General features: G+C 72.8%; 22 protein-coding genes and 1 riboswitch. Of the genes, 9 read left to right on the forward strand and 13 right to left on the reverse strand.

Going from position 1 to position 23,299, the window contains the following annotated elements; genetic code table 11:
* Window positions 1-7: 7 nt before the first annotated feature.
* Together AB0C35_RS03180 and AB0C35_RS03185 are read right to left on the reverse strand one after the other, a co-directional pair.
* Window positions 8-1,471, reverse strand: a complete 1,464-nt coding sequence (locus tag AB0C35_RS03180) for a solute carrier family 23 protein (RefSeq protein ID WP_358449923.1) — start codon at window positions 1,469-1,471, stop codon at window positions 8-10.
* A 199-nt stretch (window positions 1,472-1,670) separates the two neighbouring features.
* Window positions 1,671-3,452, reverse strand: a complete 1,782-nt coding sequence (locus AB0C35_RS03185) for a PucR family transcriptional regulator ligand-binding domain-containing protein (RefSeq protein WP_358449925.1) — start codon at window positions 3,450-3,452, stop codon at window positions 1,671-1,673.
* Between the two features lie 212 nt (window positions 3,453-3,664).
* Between AB0C35_RS03185 and AB0C35_RS03190 the strand changes: the two genes are divergently transcribed.
* From AB0C35_RS03190 to AB0C35_RS03210, 5 genes are all read left to right on the forward strand, one after another.
* Window positions 3,665-4,609, forward strand: a complete 945-nt coding sequence (locus AB0C35_RS03190) for a DUF2877 domain-containing protein (protein ID WP_358449927.1) — start codon at window positions 3,665-3,667, stop codon at window positions 4,607-4,609.
* A 217-nt stretch (window positions 4,610-4,826) separates the two neighbouring features.
* Complete coding sequence (locus AB0C35_RS03195) at window positions 4,827-6,296, forward strand: FdrA family protein (RefSeq protein WP_358449929.1); 1,470 nt, start codon at window positions 4,827-4,829, stop codon at window positions 6,294-6,296.
* Window positions 6,293-7,717 (forward strand): DUF1116 domain-containing protein, encoded by a 1,425-nt coding sequence (locus AB0C35_RS03200; protein ID WP_358449931.1) that lies wholly within the window; start codon window positions 6,293-6,295, stop codon window positions 7,715-7,717. Before AB0C35_RS03195 ends, AB0C35_RS03200 begins: the two co-directional genes overlap by 4 nt.
* Window positions 7,718-7,746: 29 nt before the next feature.
* Window positions 7,747-8,655: an aldose 1-epimerase family protein gene (locus AB0C35_RS03205; RefSeq protein WP_358449933.1), complete on the forward strand. Its 909-nt coding sequence runs from the start codon at window positions 7,747-7,749 to the stop codon at window positions 8,653-8,655.
* 47 nt (window positions 8,656-8,702) lie between these two features.
* Window positions 8,703-9,917, forward strand: a complete 1,215-nt coding sequence (locus AB0C35_RS03210; protein WP_358449935.1) for an aldolase — start codon at window positions 8,703-8,705, stop codon at window positions 9,915-9,917.
* Here AB0C35_RS03210 and AB0C35_RS03215 read toward each other — a convergent pair.
* Genes AB0C35_RS03215 through AB0C35_RS03230 form a run of 4 tightly spaced genes read right to left on the reverse strand, consistent with a single transcriptional unit; the run spans window position 9,912 to window position 13,710 of the window.
* Complete coding sequence (locus AB0C35_RS03215; RefSeq protein ID WP_358449937.1) at window positions 9,912-10,541, reverse strand: nucleotidyltransferase family protein; 630 nt, start codon at window positions 10,539-10,541, stop codon at window positions 9,912-9,914. The two genes, AB0C35_RS03210 and AB0C35_RS03215, sit on opposite strands and share 6 nt — an antisense overlap.
* 18 nt (window positions 10,542-10,559) lie before the next feature.
* Window positions 10,560-11,684: an XdhC family protein gene (locus tag AB0C35_RS03220; RefSeq protein WP_358449939.1), complete on the reverse strand. Its 1,125-nt coding sequence runs from the start codon at window positions 11,682-11,684 to the stop codon at window positions 10,560-10,562.
* A complete protein-coding gene (locus tag AB0C35_RS03225; protein ID WP_358449941.1) occupies window positions 11,677-12,819 on the reverse strand; it encodes a VWA domain-containing protein in 1,143 nt (380 codons plus the stop codon). Before AB0C35_RS03225 ends, AB0C35_RS03220 begins: the two co-directional genes overlap by 8 nt.
* Window positions 12,820-12,825: 6 nt before the next feature.
* Window positions 12,826-13,710: a MoxR family ATPase gene (locus AB0C35_RS03230; protein WP_358451092.1), complete on the reverse strand. Its 885-nt coding sequence runs from the start codon at window positions 13,708-13,710 to the stop codon at window positions 12,826-12,828.
* Window positions 13,711-13,965: 255 nt separating this feature from the next.
* Between AB0C35_RS03230 and AB0C35_RS03235 the strand changes: the two genes are divergently transcribed.
* Complete coding sequence (locus tag AB0C35_RS03235; protein WP_358449943.1) at window positions 13,966-15,366, forward strand: selenium-binding protein SBP56-related protein; 1,401 nt, start codon at window positions 13,966-13,968, stop codon at window positions 15,364-15,366.
* A 1-nt stretch (window position 15,367) separates the two neighbouring features.
* Window positions 15,368-16,006 (forward strand): hypothetical protein, encoded by a 639-nt coding sequence (locus AB0C35_RS03240; RefSeq protein WP_358449945.1) that lies wholly within the window; start codon window positions 15,368-15,370, stop codon window positions 16,004-16,006.
* A gap of 50 nt (window positions 16,007-16,056) precedes the next feature.
* Here the strand turns inward: AB0C35_RS03240 and AB0C35_RS03245 are convergent, their stop codons facing one another.
* The 5 genes from AB0C35_RS03245 to AB0C35_RS03265 form a co-directional block, all read right to left on the reverse strand.
* The gene (locus AB0C35_RS03245) at window positions 16,057-16,503 is read right to left on the reverse strand and encodes a PH domain-containing protein (RefSeq protein WP_358449947.1); all 447 of its coding nucleotides are present in this window, start codon (window positions 16,501-16,503) and stop codon (window positions 16,057-16,059) included.
* Window positions 16,496-17,371, reverse strand: a complete 876-nt coding sequence (gene hisG / locus AB0C35_RS03250) for an ATP phosphoribosyltransferase (RefSeq protein ID WP_358449949.1) — start codon at window positions 17,369-17,371, stop codon at window positions 16,496-16,498. Before hisG ends, AB0C35_RS03245 begins: the two co-directional genes overlap by 8 nt.
* Window positions 17,372-17,465: 94 nt before the next feature.
* Window positions 17,466-17,972 (reverse strand): 6,7-dimethyl-8-ribityllumazine synthase, encoded by a 507-nt coding sequence (ribH, locus tag AB0C35_RS03255; RefSeq protein ID WP_358449951.1) that lies wholly within the window; start codon window positions 17,970-17,972, stop codon window positions 17,466-17,468.
* A complete protein-coding gene (locus AB0C35_RS03260; protein ID WP_358449953.1) occupies window positions 17,969-19,195 on the reverse strand; it encodes a bifunctional 3,4-dihydroxy-2-butanone-4-phosphate synthase/GTP cyclohydrolase II in 1,227 nt (408 codons plus the stop codon). The genes ribH and AB0C35_RS03260 overlap by 4 nt, the downstream gene beginning before the upstream one ends.
* Window positions 19,192-19,809, reverse strand: a complete 618-nt coding sequence (locus AB0C35_RS03265; protein ID WP_358449955.1) for a riboflavin synthase — start codon at window positions 19,807-19,809, stop codon at window positions 19,192-19,194. The genes AB0C35_RS03260 and AB0C35_RS03265 overlap by 4 nt, the downstream gene beginning before the upstream one ends.
* Before the next feature lie 74 nt (window positions 19,810-19,883).
* Window positions 19,884-20,014, reverse strand: a riboswitch (FMN riboswitch).
* 171 nt (window positions 20,015-20,185) lie between these two features.
* Between AB0C35_RS03265 and AB0C35_RS03270 the strand changes: the two genes are divergently transcribed.
* Both AB0C35_RS03270 and AB0C35_RS03275 read left to right on the forward strand, forming a co-directional pair.
* Window positions 20,186-20,596, forward strand: coding sequence for a DoxX family protein (locus AB0C35_RS03270; protein ID WP_358449957.1), 411 nt, complete (start codon window positions 20,186-20,188; stop codon window positions 20,594-20,596).
* Between the two features lie 146 nt (window positions 20,597-20,742).
* On the forward strand, window positions 20,743-22,233 hold the full coding sequence (locus tag AB0C35_RS03275) for a hypothetical protein (RefSeq protein ID WP_358449959.1): 1,491 nt from the start codon (window positions 20,743-20,745) through the stop codon (window positions 22,231-22,233).
* Window positions 22,234-22,248: 15 nt separating this feature from the next.
* Here AB0C35_RS03275 and AB0C35_RS03280 read toward each other — a convergent pair whose 3' ends face one another.
* On the reverse strand, window positions 22,249-22,437 hold the full coding sequence (locus AB0C35_RS03280) for a hypothetical protein (RefSeq protein ID WP_358449961.1): 189 nt from the start codon (window positions 22,435-22,437) through the stop codon (window positions 22,249-22,251).
* A 174-nt stretch (window positions 22,438-22,611) separates the two neighbouring features.
* Entirely contained in the window at window positions 22,612-23,289 is a 678-nt protein-coding gene (gene rpe / locus AB0C35_RS03285) for a ribulose-phosphate 3-epimerase (RefSeq protein ID WP_358449963.1), read from the reverse strand.
* Window positions 23,290-23,299: the final 10 nt, after the last annotated feature.

Here is a 23,299-nt window from a genome sequence, read left to right on the forward strand (position 1 = left end):
GTTCCCCTCAGCCCGCCTCGGTGCCGGGCGCGTCCTTCTTCGGGTGGCGGACCGGGCCGCCGATCTCCTTCTCCGACGGCGCGATGATGCCGCCGCCCGCCCCGCTCGGCCTCCGCATCGCGTTCAGGACGTGGTAACCGAGCAGAACGGCGATGGTACCGAGCGCGATGCCCTGCAGCGGGAAGTCGTCGGTGATCTGGAGCGTCACGTTCCCGATCGCCAGGATGATCGCGGCCGCCACCGGGACGAGGTTGACGGGGTCGGCGAAGTCGACCCGGTTCTCGACCCAGATCTTCGCGCCGAGCAGCCCGATCATCCCGTACAGCACGACGGTGATGCCGCCGAGGACGCCGCCCGGCGTCGCGGCGACCAGCGCGCCGAACTTGGGGCACAGCCCGAACAGGATCGCAACGATCGCGGCAACGTAGTACGCGGCCGTCGAGTAGATCCGGGTCGCGGCCATCACGCCGATGTTCTCGGCGTAGGTGGTGGTGGGCGAGCCGCCGACCGAGGAGGCGAGGACGGTGCCGAGGCCGTCGGCGGCGATCGCGCGGCCGAGGACGGGGTCGAGGTCGTCACCGGTCATCGCCGACACGGCCTTGACGTGCCCGGTGTTCTCCGCGATCAGCGCGATGACCGCCGGCAGCGCCAGCAGGATCGCCGAGGTCTTGAAGTCGGGGCCGTGCAGGCTCGGGAACCCGAACCAGCTGGCCGACTCCACGCTGGAGAAGTCGACCCGGTCATGCGCGAACGCGGTCGCCACGCAGTAGGGCCCCTCCGCCGCGCAGGGCTGGCCCGACGCGTCCAGCAGGTTCTGCCCCGGCAGCACCGACGTGATGGACCCGACGACCTTGTCGAGGACCCACGACAGGACGTAGCCGAACACCAGCGCCAGCAGGATCGTGATGCGCGCCCAGAACCCGCGCAGCAGCACCGCGCACAGCACGGCGAAGGCCAGCGTCGCCAGCGCCACCCACTGGTCCTGCGGCCAGTAGACGGTGGCGACCACGGGCGCCAGGTTGAACCCGATCAGCATGACCACCGCGCCGGTCACCACCGGCGGGAAGATCCGGTGGATGACGTCGCCGCCCACGAAATGGATCAGTACGCCGACCGCCCCGAGCACGAGGCCCGCGACGAGGATCGCGCCGGTCACGGTGGCGCTGTCGCCGCCCGCCGCGCGGATCGCCGCGACGGCGCCGACGAACGACGCGCTCGTGCCGAGGTAGCTCGGCACCTGACCGCCGACGATCAGCAGGAACAGCACCGTCGCGACACCGGACATCATGATGGCCAGGTTGGGGTCCAGGCCCATCACCACGGGGAACACGAACGTCGCCCCGAACATCGCCACCACGTGCTGGGCGCCGATGCCCGCGGTGCGCGGCCACGAAAGCCGCTCGTCGGGTCTGACGACCTCACCGGGCGGCGGCGTGCGTCCGTCGCCGTGCAGCTTCCAGCCGATCACCATCGGGGGCCCCTCCCTGTTCAGCCGGCCGCGTTCAACCGGCCGCGTTCATGCGGGCAAGGTAGATCTACCCTGTTGGGCGGGCATCGGCGACATCTGCCAAAGCCCGCGCCCTCGTTTGGGAGGACCGGCCCGTGCGGCGGCGGGCGCGGCCGCCGCCCCGGCGCGCCGGGGCGACGCGCCCGAGACGATGGCACTACTCTCAGATACCGCGCATGCGCAGTACGTGAAGGGCGAGGGTGAGGTTGAGCCGCAGATGCGCGTCCTCGGTGAACGCCCCGAGCATCCGTTCCAGCTTCCCGATGCGATAGCGCAGCGTGTTGTAGTGGAAGTGGAGCCGGCGCGCGGTCTCGGCGACGTTGAGGTTGGTCTCCAGCAGCACCTGCAGGGTGCGGCGCAGGTCCACCAGCTCCGGCTCGTCGTCGGCGGCCAGGTCGCCCAGCGTCTCCCGGACGAAAGCGTGCAGCTCCTCCGGGTCGGAGACCAGGCTCAGCAGCCGGTACACGCCGAGCTGGTCGAAGTGCGCCCGCGCGCCCGCGCCGTTGAGCTGGCGGCCGACCCTGACGGCCTTCACCGCCTGCTCGTACGCCTCGGGCAGTGCCGTGGGGGACGACACCATCCGGCTGATGCCGGTGGAGAACGTCCGCCGCACCGGAAGATGCTCCGCGAAGATCGACGAGGCCTCCTTGAGCATCGCCTGGACCGGTCCCGCCGTCAGCTCGGCCGGATCGCCGCCGTCGGCGCCGACGATCGCCACGACCTCGTGCGCGAAGCTCGCGACGGCCGCGCCCCGGTCGTGGCGCCGGACGGCCGTCGTCCACGCGGCGGCGAGGCGCTCCTGGGCGGAGCGTTCCTCGATGCCGCGGCCGCCGCGCGTCCCGCCGTCGGAGTCGGCTCCCTTCCCGCGGCCCTTCCCGTCGTTCTCGGGGGCCGTGGCCGGAACCGGCCCGCCGGTGCCGCGCGGGCGGCCGTCGAGTTCGGCGACGATCACCATGACCGGGCGGTCCAGGTCCCAGCCGAACCCGTCGCAGTGCGCGATGACCCGGTCGTCGTCGCCGGCGCGTCCGGCCAGGATGTCGCGCAGGAAGTCGGCGCGGTACTTGCTCTCGACGGCGGCGACGGCCTGCTGCTTGGTCACCACCAGCGCGGCGACGGTCGCGGCCCGTTCCAGGATGCCGAGGTCGGTGCCGCGCAGCGTGCCGTCCGGGCTGAACGCGACGATGCGGCCGTGGTCGAAGCCGCCCGCCATCACGGGCACGACCAGGTGGTCGCCGGTGCCGTGCGCGCCGATGATGCCGCAGCCGCCGCGCCCGCAGGCCGCGTGCCGGCCCGCGTCGAACGCGCGCATCGCCTCGACGTGCTCGTCCGGCCCGGCGCCGGCGAGCACGCGCTGCTCGCCGTCCAGGACGACGACCGCGACCTCCAGCAGCGTCGCGACCTCGTCCACGACCTCTTGGAGGCCGCCGCCGCACAGCACGATGTGCACGAGCGCCCGGTGCACCTCCTCGGTGCGCGCGAGCACGGCCGCCTGGCGGTTCAGGATGTCGGTCAGGACCTGGTTGAGGATGTCGTCGAAGCCGACGTCGTTGGGGAGCAGGATCAGGGGGAAGCCGCGCCGGTCCGCCTGCGCGATCATCTCGGCGGGCAGCGAGTCGAGGTAGCGGCCCAGCTTGATGGCCAGGGCCGCGAGGCCGCGCTCGTCCAGGTCGGCGACCAGGTTGCCGAGCGACTGGGGGGTGTTGCGGAGGGGGTAGCCGGTGGTCAGGAGCAGCTCGTTCGGTTTGACCCACGACAGGATGTCGGGGACCTCCATCACATTGAGCCGCTGGACGATGCGCTCGAGTCCGGCCCGTCCCGCGATGAGGCGGGCGCCGTTGAGGGTGCTGACGCCGAGGACCTCGCCGACCGACAGGCCATAGGTCAGTGTTCCGGTGCTCGCGAGCCTGAGAGCCGGTGGGCCCGGGTCCGCGCTGGTGTAACTCATGCCAGGGGTCACCTCGCCTTTTGGTGCGTACATCGCCCGTTACGGCGTGATCGCTACCTGTTCCTGATCAACACTGACAACAAAGACGAACGATGACAACCATCCTTGGCAGCTTTCCCCATACGTCCGCCGCGGGGGCCGTTCTAACGTCTCCGCAGAGGCCGGTCCGACCGCGTGCCGGACGGCAACCCCAACCGGCCTCGGGAGGATCCGTGACTGCCCTCGTCCGCGACCCGATCCCGCTCCCGGCACGGCCCGGCGGGCGGCCGCCCGCCGCCGGCGCGGCGAGCCTCGCGCTGCGGCCGCTGCTGGACCCGCCGCGCCGCGCGGCGCGGGTCATCGCCGTCTTCCCGTCGGCGCTGTACCTGGAGATGCGGGGCGGCCCCGAGCCGCGCGTGCTCGCCGTCGTCAGCTCCGACGCGCACCGGCTGCCGAACGCCGTGGTGGTCGTCGCGACGCGCCGCGAGCACCCGTTCCGCTCCGTCCGCGAAGGCGGCGACGCCTTCGTCGGCGACGGCCGGGTCGAGGCGGACGGGCTGCGGGTCCGGATCCGCCGCTGGTGGGACCCGTCGCCGGCGCTCGGCGCGTTGCAGCCCGCCGCGCTCGCGGCCGGCCTGCGGTCGCTGGAGGCCGCGTTCGCCGACGCCGGGATGACGGGCGGCGGCCTCGCCGGCCACCCCGACCCGGACGCGCTCGCCGCGTGCTGCGCCGCCGGCGACCTCGCGGGCGCCGTCGAGGCGGCGGAGCGGATCGTGGGCCTCGGCCCGGGGCTGACGCCGAGCGGCGACGACATCCTGTGCGGCCTGCTGGTGTCGCTGCGGCTGGTCGGCGACGCGGTCCGGCACGGCCGGGCGGCGGCGCGGCTGGCCGACTGGCTCGGCGCCGCCGTCACCGCCGACGCGGGCACCCGCACGACTGCGCTGGCCGCGACGCTGCTGCACTGCGCGGCGGCGGGCGGCGCGGGCGCCGAGGTCGCGGCGGTGCTGCGCTGCGTCGCCGGGCACGAACCGCCGACCGCGGCCGTCCGCCGTCTCCTCGCGGTCGGCCACACCTCCGGAACCGACCTCGCGCACGGCGTCCTCGCCGGCTGCCGCGCCACCCTCGCCCTCACCGAGCATGCCGCGCGCACTCGCCGCACCCCGAGGGTCTCTGCATGAGCGCAGCGAACCGGGGGGTGTGGGGGGTCGTCCCCCCACAAAGGACAGGCATGAGCGCAGCGAACCGGGGGGTGCCGGGAGTCGTCGTCCCCCCACAGAGGACGGGCATGAGCGGCGCGAACCGGGGAGTGTGGGGAGTCGTCGTCCCCCCACAGAGGACGGGCATGAGCGCAGCGAAACGGGGGGTGTGGGGAGTCGTTCCCCACAGGAGGCGGGCATGAGCGACTGGGTCGAGGTGCGGCGGGGGAGCTACCACGATTCGGTCACGCTCATGCGGGTGAGCCGGTCGTTGTCGGAGCGTCCCGGGGTGGCCGGGGCGATGGTGGCGATGGGCACCGAGCTCAACCGCGAGATGTTCGGGCGGATGGGCTTCGAGGTGCCGGCGGACGCGGGGCCCGACGACCTGGTCGTGGCGATCCGGGTGGACGTGCCCCGGGAGGACGGGCGGGGCGTCGACGAGGCGCGCGAGGCGCTGGACAAGCTGCTGCGCGACGCGTCCCGGCCGCCCGCCGGGACCGGAGTGCTGGGCGCGCCGGCGCCGGCGCGGACGACCGGGTCGGCGGCGGCCCGCGCGGACGCGACCGTCGCGCTGCTGTCGGTGCCGGGACCGCACGTGTTCCCGGAGGCGATGGACGCCCTGGACGCCGGGCTCAACGTGATGGTCTTCAGCGACAACGTGCCGCTCGCCCAGGAGATCGCGCTGAAGGAGGCTGCGGCGCGGCGCGGCCTCATCGTGATGGGGCCCGACTGCGGGACGGCGATGATCGGCGGCGCGGGCCTCGGGTTCGCGAACGCGGTGCGCCCGGGGCCGGTGGGGATCGTCGCGGCGTCCGGAACGGGCGCGCAGCAGGTGATGTGCCTGCTGGACGCGGCCGGCGTCGGCGTCACCCATGTGCTGGGCGTCGGCGGCCGGGACCTGTCGCCGGAGGTGAGCGGGCGGTCGGCGCTGGCGGCGCTGGCGGCGCTGGACGCCGACCCGCGCACCGAGCTGATCGTCCTGGTGTCCAAGCCGCCGGCGCCGCAGGTCGCGGACCTGATCCGGGAGGCGGCGCGGCGGCTGGACACCCCGGTCGTGTTCGCGCTGCCGATGGCCGGCGAGGACGATCTCACGCAGGCCACGGAGAAGACGCTGAAGATGCTCGGCCGGGCCGTCCCGGAGTGGCCGCGCTGGGCGGCGGACCGGCGTCCGGTCCCGGTCGCCGGGCGGGCGCTGCGGGGGCTGTTCGCGGGCGGGACGCTGCGCGACGAGGCGGAGATGATCGCGCGGGGCGCGCTGGGCTGGGATCTGGAGGCGCGGGGCGCGCACGCACGCGGTCACCGGTTTACCGACTTCGGCGACGACGCCTACACGCGGGGCCGCGCCCACCCGATGATCGACCCGACGCTGCGGCTGGAGGCGCTGGCCGCCGAGGCGTCCGGCGGCGAGTGCGGCGTCCTGCTGCTGGACGTGGTGCTCGGGCACGGCGCCGAGCCCGATCCGGCGGCGTCGCTGGCCCCGGCCGTCGCCGCCGCGGTGAAGGACCGTCCCGACCTGGCCGTCGTCGTGTCGCTGTGCGGGACGCCCGCGGACCCGCAGGACCGCGACCGGCAGGCCGCGGCGCTGTGCGGCGCCGGCGCGGACGTGTTCGCCTCCAACGCCGAGGCGACCCGGCACGCCCTGTCGATGGTGGAAGAGGGGCCCGGATGAACGACCAGCGGCACCTGCTCGGCGGGCTGCTCACGCGCGACCCGGCGGTCGTCGCCGCCGGGGTGGAGATCCTCGCCGGCGCGCTCGCCGAACAGGCCGTCCCGGTGGAGACGGTCGACTGGCGGCCGCCGCCCGCCGGGACCGAGCAGGCGCTCGCGGCGGTCCTCGGCGACCCGGGGCACGCCGCCGCCAACGCCCGCGCCGTGCGGCGCATGCTGACGGCCCGCCCCCACCTCGTGGACGTGCGCCCGGCCCGCGAGGTGCTCGGCCTGGACGCGGGAACGTTCCTGCACGCGGGCCCGCCGCTGGAGTGGGAACGCGCGTCCGGTCCGATGCGCGGCGCGCTCATCGGCGCGATGCTCCTGGAAGGGCTGGCGGAGACGCCGGTCGGCGCGGAACGCGAACTGGAGCGCGGGGCGGCGACGTTCGAACCGTGCCATCACCACGCCGCCGTGGGGCCGATGGCCGGTGTCGTCAGCCCGTCCATGTGGATGTGGGTGGTGGAGGACACCGAGCACGGCGGCAGGTCGTACTGCTCGCTCAACGAGGGTCTCGGGAAGGTCCTGCGGTACGGGGCGTACGGGCCGGAGGTCATCGAGCGGCTGACGTGGATGGGCGAGGCGCTCGGGCCCGCGCTGCAGGCGGCCGTGCGCCGGCACGGCCCCCTCGACCTGATGTCGGTCATCGCGCAGGCGCTGCAGATGGGCGACGAGCTGCACAACCGGAACCGGGCGGCGACGTCGCTGCTGCTGCGCGAGCTGGCGCCCGACCTGGCCGCCGCCGAGGACGTGCCGCGCCGCCGGGCCGCCGAGGCGCTGCGGTTCGCGGCGGGCAACGAGCACTTCTTCCTGAACCCGGGGATGGCGGCGGCGAAGGCGTGCGCGGACGCGGCCCGCGACGTCCCCGGCTCCAGCCTCGTCGTGGCGATGGCCCGCAACGGCACCGACTTCGGCATCCAGGTGTCGGGGACGGGCGACCGCTGGTTCACCGCCCCGGCCGGGGTGCCGGACGGCCTCTACCTGGGCGACTACGGCCCCGGCGACGCCAACCCCGACATCGGCGACTCGACGATCACCGAGACGGCCGGGATGGGCGGGTTCGCGCTCGCCGCCGCGCCCGCGATCGTCCGGTTCGTCGGCGGCGAGGTACCGGACGCGGTGGCCGCCACCCAGCGGATGTACGAGATCACGCTCGCCGAGCATCCGTCGCTGCAGATCCCGCTGCTGTCGTTCCGGGGCACCCCGGCCGGGATCGACGTCGCACGCGTCGTCCGCACCGGGATCCTGCCGGTCATCGACACGGGTATCGCGGGACGGGAGGCGGGCACCGGCCAGGTCGGCGCCGGCCTGGTCGAACCGCCGGCGGAGATCTTCACCGACGCCCTGCACGCCCTGGCGGAGAGCGCGCGCGGGCCCGCGTAGCGGGCATGGCAGCGGGTAGCGTCCCGGACATGAGCGAGTCGATCACCGGGGAGCAGTACGCCCTCAGCGCCGGGCCGTACCAGGCGGTCATCACCGAGTCGGGCGCGAGCCTGCGCGAGCTGACGCACGAGGGGCGGCCGCTCGTGCTGTCGCACGGCGCCGACGAGCCCGCCCCGGCGGCGTTCGGGCATCTGCTGATCCCGTGGCCGAACCGCATCGACCGCGGCCGCTACGACTACGGCGGCGTACCGCACCGGCTCGACATCTCCGAGCCCGACCGTGACTGCGCCATCCACGGCCTCACCCGCTGGGCGCCGTGGCGGGCCGCCGTGCACGAGCCGGACCGGGTGAGGCTGACGCACCGGCTCCTCGCGACGGCCGGGTACCCGTTCCGCCTCGACCTGGAGGCCGAGTACTCCCTGGACGCGGCGGACGGCCTGCACGTCCGCGTCACCGCCCGCAACGCGGGGACGGCGACCGCCCCGTACGGCCACGGCGCGCACCCCTACCTGACGGTCGGCGAGCCCATCGACGCGTGCGAGGTCATGCTCGGCGCCGACCGGTACGTCCCGGTGGACGAGCGGATGATCCCGTCCGGGCCGTCCCTGGACGTCACCGGCACCAAGTACGACCTGCGCGCCGGCCCGGTCCTCAGCGACCGGCGGATCGACACCGCGTTCACCGGCCTGAACCGCGGCGGCGACGGCCGCGTCTGGGTGACCCTGGCCGGCAACGACCGGACGGTGCGGCTCTGGGCCGACGAGGCACACCCCTGGATGATGATCTACACCGCCGACAACGCCCCGTCCCCGCGCGAGGGCCTCGGCGTCGAACCCATGACATGCCCGCCCAACGCGTTCGCGACCGGCGAGGGCGTCATCGACCTGAAGCCCGGTACCGGCTGCACCGGCACCTACGGCATCGTCGCGGGCTCCTGACCCTCGGCGGGTTCCCTAGCCGGGGCGGGTTGGGGGATCATGGCCGGGTGAACTTCAGCGTCTCCTCGTTCGACGACCTGTCCGCGCGCATCGCCGCCGTCCGCGACGAGCACGGCGAGCGCCATCCCGGCGGCGCCGACGGCCGGCAGCCGGTCCACACGGTGTACGTGCCGGCCGACCGGTTCTCCCGCTCGACGCCGGCCGACTTCGGCGCCGAGGCGCTGCGGCTGCTGAACACGCACACGCCGGGCGCCGGGTCGTTCGGCGCGGCGTTCGGGCTCGATCCGGAGATCGCCGGGCTGGTCCGCGAGCGGGTCGCGGCGAAGCTGTCCGCCGAGCCGGTCGAGGACGTGCGGATCGACTTCGAGGACGGCTACGGCGTGCGGCCCGACGCGGAGGAGGACGCGCACATCGAGCAGGTCGTCGAGGCCGTCGCCGCGGCGTACCAGGTCAAGGGCCTCCCCCACTACTGGGGCGTGCGGATCAAGTCGTTCGCCGACGGCGGGCACGATCGTGCGATGCGGACGCTCGACGGGTTCCTCACCGCGCTGCGCGACCGCCTCGGGCGGCTGCCCGGCGGGTTCACCATCACGTTCCCGAAGGTGGTCGCGGCCGAGCACGTCGCGCTGTTCGTGGAGTACCTGGACCGGCTGGAGACCGCGCTCGGCCTGCCGTCCGGCATCCTGCGGTTCGAGATCCAGGTCGAGACGCCCGAGGCGATCCTGGACGGCGAGGGCCGGACCGCGCTGCGCGGCATCGCGGCCGCCGCCGGCGGCCGTCTCACCGCCGCCCACTTCGGCGTGTTCGACTACACCGCCGCGCTGGGGCTGCCGCCGCACGAGCAGCGCCTCGACCATCCCGCCTGCGACTTCGCCCGGCACGTCATGCAGGTCACGTTCGCCGGCACCGGGGTGCGGCTGTCGGACGGCTCCACCAACGTCATCCCCCGCAACGACGGGCCCGACGAGGTCAACGCGGCCTGGGCGACGCACGCCGCGCACGTCCTGCACTCGCTGCGGCACGGCTTCTACCAGGGCTGGGACCTGCATCCCGCGCACCTGCCGAGCCGCTACGCCGCCGTGTACGCCTTCCACCTGAGCGGCGTCGACGACGTCATCGGGCGGGTCCGGGCGTGGCACGAGCAGGCGGCGGGCGACCCGGGCGTCCTGGACGAGCCCGCCACCATCAAGGCCCTCACGTCCCGCCTCCGCCGCGCCGTGGACTGCGGCGCCCTCGACGAGAGCGTCCTGCCCGCCTCATGAGCGCGGGCGGGGCGACCGGCGGCTGAAGGCGTCCCGTTCGTAGCTCAGCAGGTCGTCGGGGGTGTCTATGTCGTCGGGCGCCGCCACGTCGTCGCAGGGGACGTGGGTGATCCGGTCGGGGTGGGCGCGCAGGTAGGCGCGTGCGCCCGTGTCGCCGACCGCGGTCTCGGCGACGGCGGCGAAGTGCCCGGCGCGCAGGAGGACGGGGTTGCGCGGCGCTCCCCCGTAGGTCGCGACGGCGATCTCGGCGCCCTCCTCGTAGGCCGTGATCAGCCGCGTCACCGCCGCCGAGGTGACGAGGGGCTGGTCGACGAGCGCGACCACGACGGCGGGGCAGGCGGGCGGCAGCGCGGCGAGCCCGGCGCGCAGCGACGAGCCCATGCCGACGCGCCAGTCCGCGTTGGGGACGACGACGGCGCCGATGACCTCGACGGGTTCGGCCCCGGCCACCACGAGGACCGGGGAGCAGCCCGCGTCCCGCAGCATCCGCACGCCCCGGTCGACCAGCCGTTCACCGTCCAGTTCGAGCGTCGCCTTCGGACGCCCGAGCCGCCTGCCCTCCCCCGCCGCGAGCAGCAGGCCCGCCGGGGACTCCGCACCGTGCCCAAAAGACCGCACCGTCATCCCGTGAGGGTAGTCCGGTCACGGCGCGTCGGCGTGGATCCTGCCGGAGGTGTCGGTGAGCGGGCGCCCGGATCCGCCCCAGCGGAGCTGGACGAGCTCGGCCGCGATCGAGACCGCCGTCTCCTCCGGGGTGCGGGCGCCGAGGTCCAGGCCGATCGGCGAGCGCAGCCGCCCGAGCTCGGCCTCGGTCATCCCGGCCTCGCGGAGCCGGGCGAGACGGTCGTCATGGGTGCGGCGCGAACCCATCGCGCCGACGTAGCCGGCGTCGGTGCGCAGCGCGACCTCCAGCAGCGGGACGTCGAACTTGGGGTCGTGGGTCAGGACGCAGATCGCCGTCCGCTCGTCGATGTCGGCCGCCGTCTCCTGCAGGAACTTGTGCGGCCACTTCACCACGACCTCGTCCGCCTCCGGGAACCGCTTGGGCGTGGCGAACACGGGCCGCGCGTCGCACACCGTCACGCGGTAGCCGAGGAACTTCCCGACCCGGGCCACGGCGGCGGCGAAGTCGATCGCGCCGAACACCAGCAGCCGGGGCGGCGGGGCGTAGGAGTGCACGAAGACGGTCAGGTCGTCCAGCCTCCGCTCCCCCGCGGGCCCGTAGTGGCGCTGCCCGGTGACCCCCTGGGCGAGCATGCCGCGCGCGTCGTCGTCGGCCGCGGCGTCGAGGCGGGCGGCGTGCGGGGCGCCCGGCGCGAGCGACCCGGACGCGCGGTCGGTCCAGATGACGCGGCGGGCGCCGATCCGTCCCGGTCCGGCGACGACGGTGGCGACGGCGACGGGTTCGTGCCGCTCGATCGACGCGGCGACGTCGGCGAACTCCGGGAACGTGGCGGGGCCGACCGGCTCCACCAGCACGTCCAGGATCCCGCCGCAGGTCAGGCCGACGGCGAACGCGTCGTCGTCGCTCACCCCGTACCGCTGCACGACCGGCTCGCCGGACTCCAGCACCGACTGCGCCAGCTCGTAGACGGCGCCCTCGACGCAGCCGCCGGACACGCTGCCCGTCACCTCCCCGCCCGGCGACACCGCCATCGCCGCGCCCGGCGGGCGCGGCGCGCTGCGGAAGGTGTTCACGACGGTCGCGAGCCCGAACGTCTCCCCCGACGCGTACCAGCCGGCGATGTCGCCGAGGACGTCACGCATGTGCGTTCCCCTTCCCGGAGTTCCTTGGTCGCCGCCCGCCGCCGGCCACGAGACGGGCCAGCTCTTCCAGGGCCGCGAGGCTGTGCCCGGACGTGAAGTCGTCGACGTGCGGGAGCGCCGCGGCCATTCCCGCGGTCAGCGGCTCGTACCCGGGACGCGCCTTGTGCGGGTTCGCCCACACGACCCGGTGCGCGAGCCGGTGCAGCCGTGCCATCTGCTCGCCGAGCAGCGCCGCGTCGCCGCGCTCCCAGCCGTCCGACGCGATCACCACGATCGCGCCGCGGGCCAGGCCGCGCTGCCCGAACCGGTCGAGGAACTCCTTCAGCTCCTCGCCGAGCCGGGTGCCGCCGCTCCAGTCCGGGATGGCAGCGGACGCCGCCGCCATCGCCGCGTCCGGGTCGCGGTGGCGCAGTTCCCGGGTGAGGCGGGTCAGCCGGGTGCCGGCGCTGAAGACCTCCACGTCCCGTCCGCCGGAGCGGGCGGCGGCGTGCGCGAACCGCAGCAGCGCGTCGGCGTACGGGCTCATGGAGCCGCTGACGTCCACGATCAGGACGACGCGGCGCGGACGGGTGCGGTGCGTGCGGTGGCGCAGCAGGGACGTCTCACCGCCCCGGCGCAGCGTCTCCCGGACCGTCCTGGCCGGGTCGAGGCGGCCCGTCGACGACGGCGCGAACCGCCGGGATCTGCGCCGCTCGGCCCCCGCGTTCAGCACCGCGATCAGCCGGGCGACCTCGGCGCGCTCGGCGGCGCCGAGCCGCGCCATGTCGCGGTCGCGCAGCACCTCGACCGCGCTGGCGGTGACGGCCTTCAGCTCCCCCGCCTCCTCAGCGCCCGCCTCCGCGCCCGGGTCGGGCATCGTCATCCGGCGGACGACCACGGGCGGCGGCGTGCGGCGCCCCGCGCGGGCGGTCGCGCCGGAGAAGTACGCGGCGAAGCACCGGTCGTAGCGGGCGAGGTCGTCGGGGTCGGCGCACAGCGTCAGGCGCCCCGCCCAGTACACGTCGGACGGGTCGAGGACGTCGAGGTGGTCGAGGGCCGCCAGCATCGCCTGCACCCGCTCGGGGTCGGCGGCGCCGCCCGCGGCGCGCACCGTCCTGGCGAAGCCGACCATCGTCTCGGTGACGTCCCGCTCCACGCCGGCTCACCCCCCGTTGAGCAGGGCCTCTAGGCCGCCGCCGAGCACCCGCTGCTGGTCCTCGCGGTACTTCAGGACGGCGCCGAGCGTCACCGCCGCGGTCCCCGGGTCCAGCTCGCGGACGCCGAGCGCGACGAGGGCCTCGGTCCAGTCGAGGGTCTCGGCGACGCCGGGCGGCTTCAGCAGGTCCGTCTCGCGCATCCGCTGCGCGGCGCGGGCGACCTGCCCGGCGAGCCGTTCCGCCGCACCCGGCAGCCGCCGCCTGATGATGGCGACCTCGCGGTCGAACGACGGGTGCTCCAGCCAGTGGTACAGGCAGCGCCGCTTCAGCGCGTCGTGGACCTCGCGGGTGCGGTTGGAGGTGACCACGACGACCGGCGGGCGCTCCGCCCGGATCGTGCCCAGCTCGGGGACGGTGATCGTGAAGTCGCTGAGGACTTCGAGCAGGAACGCCTCGAACTCGTCGTCGGCGCGGTCGAGCTCGTCCACCAGCAGGACGCTCGGCGAGGTTTCGAGTGCCTGGAGCAGCGGCCTGGCCAGCAGGAACCGCCGGTCGTACAGCTCGCCCTCCAGCCGGGTCACGTCGTTGACGCCCGCGGCCTCGGCGGCGCGCAGGTGCAGGAGCTGGCGCGGGAAGTCCCAGTCGTACAGGGCCTGGGACGCGTCCAGCCCCTCATAGCACTGCAGCCGGATCAGCGGCGCGCCGAGCCCCCGCGCGAGCGTTTTGGCCAGCTCGGTCTTGCCGACGCCCGCCTCTCCCTCCAGGAAGAGCGGCCGCCCCATGCGCAGCGCGAGGAAGCACGCCGTCGCGAGCCCCTCGTCGCACAGGTAGGCGTGCCTGTCGAGCAGGCCCGCGAGATCCGCGGGCGATCCGACCTGGTCCATCGTCATCGGCGCCGTCTCCCCCACGGCTCTCAGGCTACTCAGCCCGAGGCGCAACTCACATGCCCGGAGCCCTTGCGTTTTCGCGGTCCCCCTCCCGTGAGGACCATTTTCATGTTAAGACGGTAGGGAATGCCTTCTATGCCGTGTCACCGGACGGCGAGCAAGCCATGCCGTTCTGTAACGGCCCGTGGACATTCCGCCGCTCCGGTTGGACGCTGGCCATGTCTCGGCATCGGCCGCTCATCGCCTGAAGGGACCACCATGGCACTGTGGAAGCCAGACCCGACGTTCTACGCTTCCCCCCGCGACGCCGCCTCCGCCCCGCCCGAGAAACTCGCGTACGTGGCCGCGTTCGACCGCGCCGCCGAGAAGCCCGACGCGATCGCGGTCCTGGACGTCGACCCTGACTCGGGCTCCTACGGCTCCGTGGTCGGCTGGACCGACCTCCCCCACCTCGGCGACGAACTGCACCACTTCGGATGGAACGCGTGCAGCAGCGCCCTGTGCCCAGGCTCCCCGCATCCCCACGTCGAACGCCGCTACCTGATCGTCCCCGGGCTGCGGTCGTCCCGGGTCTACGTCATCGACACCAAGGACGACCCCACCTCACCGCAGATCATCAGGACCCTGGAACCGGACGAGCTGGCCAAACGCGCCGGATACTCGCGTCCGCACACCGTCCACTGCGGGCCCGAGGGGCTCTACCTGACGGCCCTCGGCGGCGCCGACGGCGAGGACGGGCCAGGCGGGATCGCCCTGCTCGACCACACCTCGTTCGACGTGCTCGGACGCTGGGAGGTCGACCGGGGCCCGCAGTACTTCGCCTACGACGCGTGGTGGCACATCGCCCACGACGTCCTCATCACCTCGGAGTGGGGCACGCCGTCCATGGTCGAGGACGGCGTCGTCGCGGAACTGCTGCTGGGCCGCAAGTACGGGCATTCGCTGAACTTCTTCGACCTGCGCAAACGCAAGCACGTCCAGACCGTCGACCTCGGCGACGAACACCAGATGGTCCTGGAACTGCGCCCCGCGCACGACCCGACCAGGCTGTACGGGTTCGCCGGCGTGGTCGTCAACGTCGAGGACCTGTCGGCGTCCGTGTGGGTCTGGCACCGCGACGGCGACTCCTGGGCCGCGAAGAAGGTCATCACCATCCCCGCCGAACCCGCCGACGCGTCCGGCCTGCCGCCCGTCATCCAGCCGTTCGGGGCCGTCCCGCCGCTGGTGACCGACATCGACCTGTCCGTCGACGACCAGTGGCTGTACGTGTCGTGCTGGGGCACCGGTGAGCTGAGGCGCTACAACGTCGGCGACCCGTTCAACCCCGTCGAGGCGGGCTCGGTGCGCATCGGCGGCATCGTCGGCCGGACGCCGCACCCCGCCGCCCCGGACCGGCCCCTCGCGGGCGGCCCGCAGATGGTGGAGATCAGCCGCGACGGGAAACGCGTCTACGTCACCAACTCGCTCTACGGCTCGTGGGACGACCAGTTCTTCCCCGACGGCGTCGGCGCGTGGATGGCCAAGCTCGACGCCACCCCGGACGGCATCGCGTTCGACCGGCGGTTCTTCCCGAACGGCGACGCGTTCCGGGGGCGCCGCCCGCACCAGACGCGCCTGCAGGGCGGGGACGCCTCCTCCGACTCCTACTGCTACCCGTGACGTGAACGACGGTTCGCTCGCCGCCCTCGTGGCGCTCGGCGCGTTCCACGGCCTCAACCCCGCGATGGGCTGGCTGTTCGCGGTGGCCCGCGGCCTCCAGGAGCGCAGCAGGTCTCCGGTCCTGCAGTCGCTCCCGGCCATCGCCGCGGGCCACGCCGCGTCCGTCGGCGCCGTCGCCGTCCTCGTCGCGCTGACCCGCTCCGTCGTCGCGACCCGGGCGGTCGCGATCGGCGGCGGCGTCGTGCTCGTCGGCTTCGGCCTCTGGCGGCTGCTGTCCCGGCGCCACTTCCGCTGGGTCGGCATGCGGATCTCGCTGTGGCAGCTCGCCGGGTGGTCGTTCCTGATGTCGTCGATGCACGGCGCCGGGCTCATGCTCCTGCCCATTCTCACCGCGTCGGGGACGGCCCCGGCGGGCCACGATCACGGGCTGGCGGCGTCCTCCGGAGGCGCGCTGTCCACCGGCGTGTTCGTCACCGCCGTCCACACCCTGTCGATGTTCGCCGTCGCGGGCGTCATCGCGGTGCTGGTCTACGAGATCGTCGGCCTGGCGATCCTCCACCGCGCCTGGTTCAACCTCGACCGCCTCTGGGCCGCCGCCCTCATCACCGCCGGCACCGTCACCCTTCTCACCTCGCTCTGAAACCCGCGGCGGCTCTGCGCCGGGCACCTTCCCGGCCTCCGCCGCGGCGTTCAGCGGGGGTCGGGCGCTTCGCCTCGGGCGTGGAGGAGGGTTTTGAGTTCGGTGAGCTGGCGGGTGGCCAGGGTCTTCTCGGCGCCGTTGATGCCCATCGCGCCGATGGACGTGCCGTCGGCCAGGTCGAGGGTGGGCCAGGGTTCGCCGACGGACATGGAGACGTCCACGACCTCCGCCCATTCGAAACGGCGGGTGCGGAACGCGTTGACCACGGTGAGGCCCGCCTCGTCGGCGACGACGCGGCAGCGGGCGAGCATGTGCAGGATCCACGCGATGAGGGCGCCGAACGCGACCATGAGGACGCGGTCGGACAACTTGAACTGGGGCGCCACCACCACGGCGAGCACGATCAGGCCCAGCACGATCACGCCCGCCGTGATGTAGGCGACGATCCGCGTGGTGCGCGGGCGCCACACGGTCGGCAGTGCCGGAACCTCAGTCAACGATCTTCGCGATCGGGATTTCGAGGATGTCGTGGGCGCCGGCGGCCTTCAGCGCCGGGATCAGCGTGTTGACGCCGCGCTTGGCGACCACGGACTCCACGGCGTTCGACTCGCCGCCCGCCAGGGACGTCACGGTGGGCGACGCCATCGCGGGCATGATGTCCAGGACCTTCTGCAGGTCGCCCTCGGCGACGTTCAGCTTCAGCAGCACCTTGCCGCGCGCGCGGATCGCGCCCTGCAGCAGCAGGGAGACGTCCTCCATCGCCGCGCGCTTCTCCGCGTCCTCGTAGGCCTCGCGGTTGGCGACCAGCTCGGTGTAGCTGGTCAGGAGCGTGTCGAGGATGCGCAGGCCGTTCTTGCGCAGGGACGAGCCGGTCTCGGTGAGGTCGACGATCGCGTCCACGATGTCGGGGACCTTCGCCTCCGTCGCCCCGTAGGACGGGACGACCGTGGCCTTGACGCCGTGCTGGTCGAGGAACCGCTTGGTCATCGCCGGGAACTCGGTGGAGATCCGGACGCCCTCCGGCAGGTCGGACACCGTCTGCCAGGGCGCGCCGTCCGGCACCGCCATGATCACGCGGACGGGGTTGGACGTCGCCTTGGAGTACTTCAGCTCGCCGAGGCTCACGACGTCCGCGTCGGTCTCGGTGATCCAGTCGCGGCCGGTGATGCCGAGGTCGAACAGGCCCTGCTCGATGTAGGTCGGGATCTCCTGCGGGCGCAGGACGCGGACCCGGTCGATGCGGGGGTCGTCTATGGAGGCGCGGTAGTCGCGGTCCGACGCGCGCTGGACGGTGAGGTCGGCGGCGTCGAACAGCTGCATGGTCGCCTTCTCCAGCGACCCCTTGGGCAGGACTAGTGACAGCACGGAATTGCCTTTCGGTTGAGATGAGAGTGAGGTACCGAGTCGGTTCAGGAGCCCGAATGCGCGAGTCGCTTCAGGGGGCGGAGCCCCTGGACCCCTACATATGCTCCGGGCCGTGCCCGGCGTGACCGTGATGCCGCAGACCTCGCAGGGTCAGTGCCGTGTCGAGTGCGGCCACAGTCGCCTCCCATCCCTTGTCCTCGGAGCTGTCGGGCAGCCCGCTGCGTTCCAGTGCCTGTTCAATGGTGTCACATGTGAGGACCCCGTTGCCCACCGGAGTCGCCTCGTCGAGCGCGACGCGGGTCACACCCGCGGTGACGGAATCGCAGACGTAGTCGAAATGGGCGGTCGCGCCCCGGATGACCGCGCCGAGGCACACGACGGCGTCGAGGTCGCGGGCGAGCTGCTGCGCGATCACCGGCAGTTCGAGCGCGCCGGCGACGCGGGTGACGACGGGCTGGTCGATGCCGCAGGCCTTCGCCGCCGCGAGCGCGCGGTCCAGGAGCTGGTCGGTGACGCGCCCGTGCCAGCGGGTGCAGACGATGCCGAGCGTGACGCCGGCGGCGTCGACGGTGATGTCCTCGGGGCGTCCTGCGCCGCTCATGAGAGTCCCTCGATCTGATGTCCGAGACGGTCGCGCTTGACCGTCAGGTAGCGCCGGTTGTGCTCGGTGACGATGACGGGCATCGACTCGCGTCCCCGCACGTCCAGGCCGAAACCGTCCAGCCCCCGGAGCTTTTCCGGGTTGTTGGTGAGCACCCTTACCGAGCGTACGCCGAGGTCACGCAGCATGTGGGCCGCGTTGGAGTACTCGCGCGCGTCGGCGGGGAGCCCGAGCTCCAGGTTGGCGTCGACGGTGTCGGACCCGTTGTCCTGGAGCGCGTACGCCCGCAGTTTGGCGAGCAGGCCGATACCGCGCCCCTCGTGGCCGCGCAGGTACAGGACGATGCCGCGTCCCTCTTCCGAGATGCGCTCCATGGCGGCGTCCAGCTGCGTCCCGCAGTCGCAGCGCTCGGAGTGCAGGACGTCTCCGGTGAGGCATTCCGAATGCGCCCGGATCAGGACGTCCTCGCCGTCGCCGATGTCCCCGAGGACCAGCGCGACGTGCTCGCCGCCGTCGATGGCGCTGGAGAACCCGACCGCGCGCCACGTCCCGTACCGGTTGGGCAGGCGGGTCTCCACGACGCGCGTGACCATCGCCTCGTGGCGCCGGCGGTACTCGACGAGCTGCTCGATCGAAATGAGCTTGAGCCCGTGCTCCTTGGCGAAGACCTGGAGTTCCGGCAGCCGCGCCATGGTGCCGTCCTCGTTCACGACCTCGGCGAGGACGCCCGCCGGGGTGAGCCCCGCCATCCTGGCCAGGTCGACGGCGGCCTCGGTGTGCCCCCGGCGGCGCAGGACGCCGCCCTCGCGGTAGCGCAGCGGGAAGATGTGGCCGGGCCGGACCAGGTCGCGCGGCTCCGACGCCGAATCGCACAGCGTGCGGATCGTGTGGGCCCGGTCGGCGGCGGAGATGCCGGTGCTGACGCCGAGCCGCGCGTCCACGCTGATCGTGTAAGCGGTGCGCATGCGCTCGGTGTTCTGCGCCGTCATCAGCGGGATCTGCAGCCGGTCGAGGTCGTCGCCCTCCATCGGGACGCAGATGACGCCGCTGGTGTAGCGGATCGTGAACGTCAGCAGCTCGGGCGTCGCCTTCGCCGCCGCGAAGATGATGTCGCCCTCGTTCTCACGGTCCTCGTCGTCGACGACCACGACGGCGCGTCCCGCCGCGATGTCGGCGACCGCCGCTTCGATGGAGTCGAAGATCCCGTTGTCGTTGCCGCTCATGCGTGCCTCCTGTCGGGGGACCCGGAGCGGTCACCCAGCATGCGTTCGACGTACTTGGCGACGACGTCCACTTCGAGGTTCACCGGGTCGCCGGGCTTCTTGTGGCCGAGCGTGGTGAGCGCGAGCGTCGTCGGAATGAGGGCGATGCTGAACCGGTCTGCGCCGGCCTCGACGACCGTGAGGCTGATCCCGTCCACGGTGATCGAGCCCTTGTCCACGAGGTAGCGGCTCAGGCCGGGGGGCAGGGACACGGTGATGACGTCCCACCGCTCCCCCGGCTCCCGGGAGATGATCTCGCCGACGCCGTCCACATGGCCCTGGACCAGGTGGCCTCCGAGCCGGTCGGAGAGCCGCACGGGACGTTCCAGATTGACCTTGGAGCCGGTCTCCAGCGCGCCGAGGCTGGACTTGTCCAGGGTCTCCTTGATGGCGTCGGCGGTGAAGACCTCGTCCGCGACGTCCACGACGGTGAGGCAGACGCCGTTGACGGCGATCGACGCGCCGTGCACGGCGTCCTGGGTGACGAGCGGCCCGCGGACCGTCAGCTTGACCGAGTCACCCTGGGGTTCGACCCCCACGATTTCGCCGAGTTCCTCGACGATGCCGGTGAACATCCTCTCCCGGGCCTCCTAGATCAGGGCTCCGGGGGACGTCCGCACATCAGCGCACACCCCTGGTCAGGGGCGTGCCGCGCGCTGCCTCCCATCCGGACTTTAACCGTCGGTCCCGGAGTTTCACCGGGTCAACCGGCCGATGGCTTCGGCCGGGTCGCGGACTGTCACCGCCGGTTCGGAATTTCACCGACCCCGGAGCACGCGTTCATGCTTGGCAACCAGTGTGCCACGCCTTCCATTCCCGCCCGATGTGACCATCGCCACGAAGCCCGCCCGCGCCGGGCACATCGCAGTTGATTCAACGTTCAACGATCTTGAATCTGGGTAGATCACGGGACGCAAGTGACGCATGACGACATTCCCCCAGGAGGCAGTCATGGACGTCGTCGCACTCATCGCCCGCATCATCTTTACCGCGATCTTCATCGGCGCCGGCATCGGCCATCTCACCGCCACCGACGCCATGGCCGGCTACGCGGGAGCCAAGAAGCTCCCCCAGCCGAAGCTCGCCGTCCAGGTCTCGGGCGTCTACATCATCCTGGCCTCGGTCCTGCTCATCCTCGGCATCTGGCCCGACCTCGCCGCCATCGCCCTCGTCCCGTTCCTGCTGATCACCGCGTTCGTCTTCCACGACTTCTGGAAGCAGGAGTCCCCCGAGGCGCGCCAGCAGGAGCAGCTCCAGTTCCTGAAGGACGTCTCCCTCGCGGGCGGCGCCCTGGCCCTGTTCGTCCTCTACGCCTCCGACTCCCACCCCGGCCTCAACCTCGTGGGCCCGCTCTTCGCCTGACGCCGCGCCTCTTCACGTGACACCGCGCGCCGACCGGCCCGTCCGGTCGGCGCGTACGTGAAGTCCGGTTCGCGGTAGGTCTTGCCGGACCGAGGGGGGCGGGTGAAACTCGTTTGCGAAAGCATGCCGCCTGCCGGGGAAGGCCCATGGCCAAGTTGAGCTTGTCGCCGAAGATCTTGGACGTTCTCGACTTCGGGACCCCCTCCGCCGAGCGGGACATCTCGCGCGGGCTGGAGAAGTACTTCGTCGAATCCGACGCCTACCAGCGGGTCCGGTCGGGGGCGAAGACGATCCTGATGGGCAACCGCGGGGCCGGCAAGAGCGCCATCTTCAAGGTGCTGGCCAAGCGGGAGCGCGCGGCGGGCAGCCACGTCATCGAACTGAGCCCCGAGGACTACTCCTACGAGCTGCTCAGCTCGACGATGGCGGCGGAGGACGCGGGGTCGTGGGCGAAGCACGGGGCCTACGCCGCGGCCTGGAAGTACCTGATCTACATCCTCGTCATGAAGGCGCTGGCGAGGAAGGGCATGCGGCTGACCAAGGGCGGCGGCCGGGAGATCCACAAGTACATCCGCGACAACCACGGCGCCGGCCAGCTCGGCACGCTGTCGCTGCTGGTGTCGTACCTGAAGCGGCTGGAGGCCATCAAGATCGGGCCGATCGAGGCCGGTCTGCGGACCCGCGAGCTGGACCGGCTCTACAAGCTGGAGGAGATCCAGAACCTGCTGCCGGCGCTGCGGAAGGTGCTGGACGGCCAGCGGGTCGTGGTGCTCGTCGACGAACTGGACCGCGGGTGGGACTCGTCCGAGGACGCGAAGGCGTTCGTCTCGGGGCTGTTCCAGGCGTGCGTGTCGATCAACGCGCTGCACGACAACCTGCGGGTCTACGTGTCGCTGCGGCAGGAGCTGTACGACGACATCCCCGCCCTGTACGAGGACGCGCAGAAGCACCGGGACCTGCTGGAGAAGATCTACTGGTCCGAGGAGTCGCTGCTGGAGCTGATCGCCAAGCGGATCCGGTACTCGGCCCACGAGAAGGGCTTCGACGCGGAGGCCCTCGAACGGGCCGGGGACCGGGCCTGCTGGTCGGCGGTCTTCGCCTCGCCGCCGGGCCGGGCCAGGGACGAGTCCTTCCGCTACATGGTCGACAGGACGCTGTACCGGCCGAGGGAGATCATCCAGTTCTGCTCGGAGGCGCTGGCGCAGGCCAGGGGACGGACGTCCAGGCTCCCGGTGCCGTACTCGGCGATCGAGCGCTGCGAGTACGGCTACTCGGCCGAGCGGACCAAGGACATCGCCGCCGAGTACCGCTCCCAGTACCCGGGCCTGCTGAGCGTCTTCGAGATATTCCGCAGCCGGCCGCACACGTTCGGCCGCGACGAACTCGAACTCCTCTGCCTCGAACTGGCCGTCGGCGACATTCCCACCCACGGGACGGAGACGTGGCTGCCGTTCTGCAACCCCGGCGACCTCATCGAGGTTCTCTGGCGGGCGGGCCTGCTCACCGCGGAGGCCAACGCGAACGGCAGGTTCCTGGGAAGCCACCAGGTGCAGCACCTCAACCTCGGGGCCGCCAAGCGCTTCCAGGTCCACGAGATGTTCCGCTCCTCCCTCGGCATCGCCACCGAGACCGGCTGAGCGCGCACTCCCGTGTCAGCCGGTGAGGCGAAGTCCTGTCCGGGTCGCGGTCACCACCGTCAGGTCCCGGATGATGCGGTGAGCCTCGGTCAGAACGGCGGAATCGTGGCTGGTGGTCACCGCCAGGACGGTGGCGCCGGCGGCGCGGCCGGCCGCTATGCCCGCGGGGGCGTCCTCTATGACGATGCAGGCGGCCGGGTCCACTCCCAGGCGCCGGGCCGCCTGGAGGTAGCCGGCCGGGTCCGGTTGCGTTGGAGAGGAACTCGCCGGCGTCGATGCCGTATTCGGCGGCCCATTCGCGGGCCGCCCGTTCGACGAGGGGCGTCGAGTCGACGAGGGTGCCGTCCACGTCGAACAGGACGGCGGCGCAGGGCAGGATCACCAGTCGGCCTTGGCGGTCGCCTCCTCGGCCTGGCCGCGGAGTCTGCGGACGGCCTCGGCGGGATCGTCGGCTCCGTAGACGGCGCTGCCCGCGACGAACACGTCGGCTCCCGCTTCGGCGCAGCGTTCGATGGTCTCCGCGCTGACCCCGCCGTCGACCTGGAGCCAGACGGGGAGGTCGCGGCCCTTGATGAGCTCGCGGGCGCGGCGGACCTTCGGCAGGACGACGTCCAGGAACTTCTGGCCGCCGAAGCCGGGCTCGACGGTCATGAGGAGGAGCATGTCGATCTCGCCGAGGAGGTCTTCGAAGCCGTCGACGGGGGTGGCCGGGTTGACGCCCAGTCCCGCGCGCGCGCCTGCGGCGCGGATGGTGCGCAGGGTGCGGATGGGGGCCTTCGCGGCCTCGGCGTGGATGGTGACGCTCTTCGCGCCGGCCTCCGCGTACTCGGGCGCCCAGCGGTCCGGGTCCTCGATCATGAGGTGGCAGTCGAGCGGCAGCGCGCTGTGCTTGAGCAGTGCCTGGACGATGGGCAGCCCCAAGGTGAGGTTCGGGACGAAGTGGTTGTCCATGACGTCGACGTGGACCCAGTCGGCGGAGTCGGCGATGCGCGCGACGTCGTCGGCCAGGCGGGCGAAGTCCGCGGACAGGATGCTGGGTGCGATCTGAGGAGCCATGATGTCCGAG

The sequence above is a fragment of the Spirillospora sp. NPDC048819 genome, from assembly GCF_040650055.1.
Taxonomy (GTDB): domain Bacteria; phylum Actinomycetota; class Actinomycetes; order Streptosporangiales; family Streptosporangiaceae; genus Spirillospora.

Coding starts and splice junctions, on each gene's coding strand:
- AB0C35_RS03220 (WP_358449939.1), bottom strand. CDS start 11,684: ATGCGTGACGTCCTCGGCGACATCGCCGGCTGGTACGCGTCGGGGGAG.
- AB0C35_RS03200 (WP_358449931.1), top strand. CDS start 6,293: ATGAACGACCAGCGGCACCTGCTCGGCGGGCTGCTCACGCGCGACCCG.
- AB0C35_RS03180 (WP_358449923.1), bottom strand. CDS start 1,471: ATGGTGATCGGCTGGAAGCTGCACGGCGACGGACGCACGCCGCCGCCC.
- AB0C35_RS03265 (WP_358449955.1), bottom strand. CDS start 19,809: ATGTTCACCGGCATCGTCGAGGAACTCGGCGAAATCGTGGGGGTCGAA.
- AB0C35_RS03215 (WP_358449937.1), bottom strand. CDS start 10,541: ATGACGGTGCGGTCTTTTGGGCACGGTGCGGAGTCCCCGGCGGGCCTG.
- AB0C35_RS03205 (WP_358449933.1), top strand. CDS start 7,747: ATGAGCGAGTCGATCACCGGGGAGCAGTACGCCCTCAGCGCCGGGCCG.
- rpe (WP_358449963.1), bottom strand. CDS start 23,289: ATGGCTCCTCAGATCGCACCCAGCATCCTGTCCGCGGACTTCGCCCGC.
- AB0C35_RS03270 (WP_358449957.1), top strand. CDS start 20,186: ATGGACGTCGTCGCACTCATCGCCCGCATCATCTTTACCGCGATCTTC.
- AB0C35_RS03275 (WP_358449959.1), top strand. CDS start 20,743: ATGGCCAAGTTGAGCTTGTCGCCGAAGATCTTGGACGTTCTCGACTTC.
- AB0C35_RS03195 (WP_358449929.1), top strand. CDS start 4,827: ATGAGCGACTGGGTCGAGGTGCGGCGGGGGAGCTACCACGATTCGGTC.
- AB0C35_RS03235 (WP_358449943.1), top strand. CDS start 13,966: ATGGCACTGTGGAAGCCAGACCCGACGTTCTACGCTTCCCCCCGCGAC.
- AB0C35_RS03260 (WP_358449953.1), bottom strand. CDS start 19,195: ATGAGCGGCAACGACAACGGGATCTTCGACTCCATCGAAGCGGCGGTC.
- ribH (WP_358449951.1), bottom strand. CDS start 17,972: ATGAGCGGCGCAGGACGCCCCGAGGACATCACCGTCGACGCCGCCGGC.
- AB0C35_RS03185 (WP_358449925.1), bottom strand. CDS start 3,452: ATGAGTTACACCAGCGCGGACCCGGGCCCACCGGCTCTCAGGCTCGCG.
- AB0C35_RS03230 (WP_358451092.1), bottom strand. CDS start 13,710: ATGACGATGGACCAGGTCGGATCGCCCGCGGATCTCGCGGGCCTGCTC.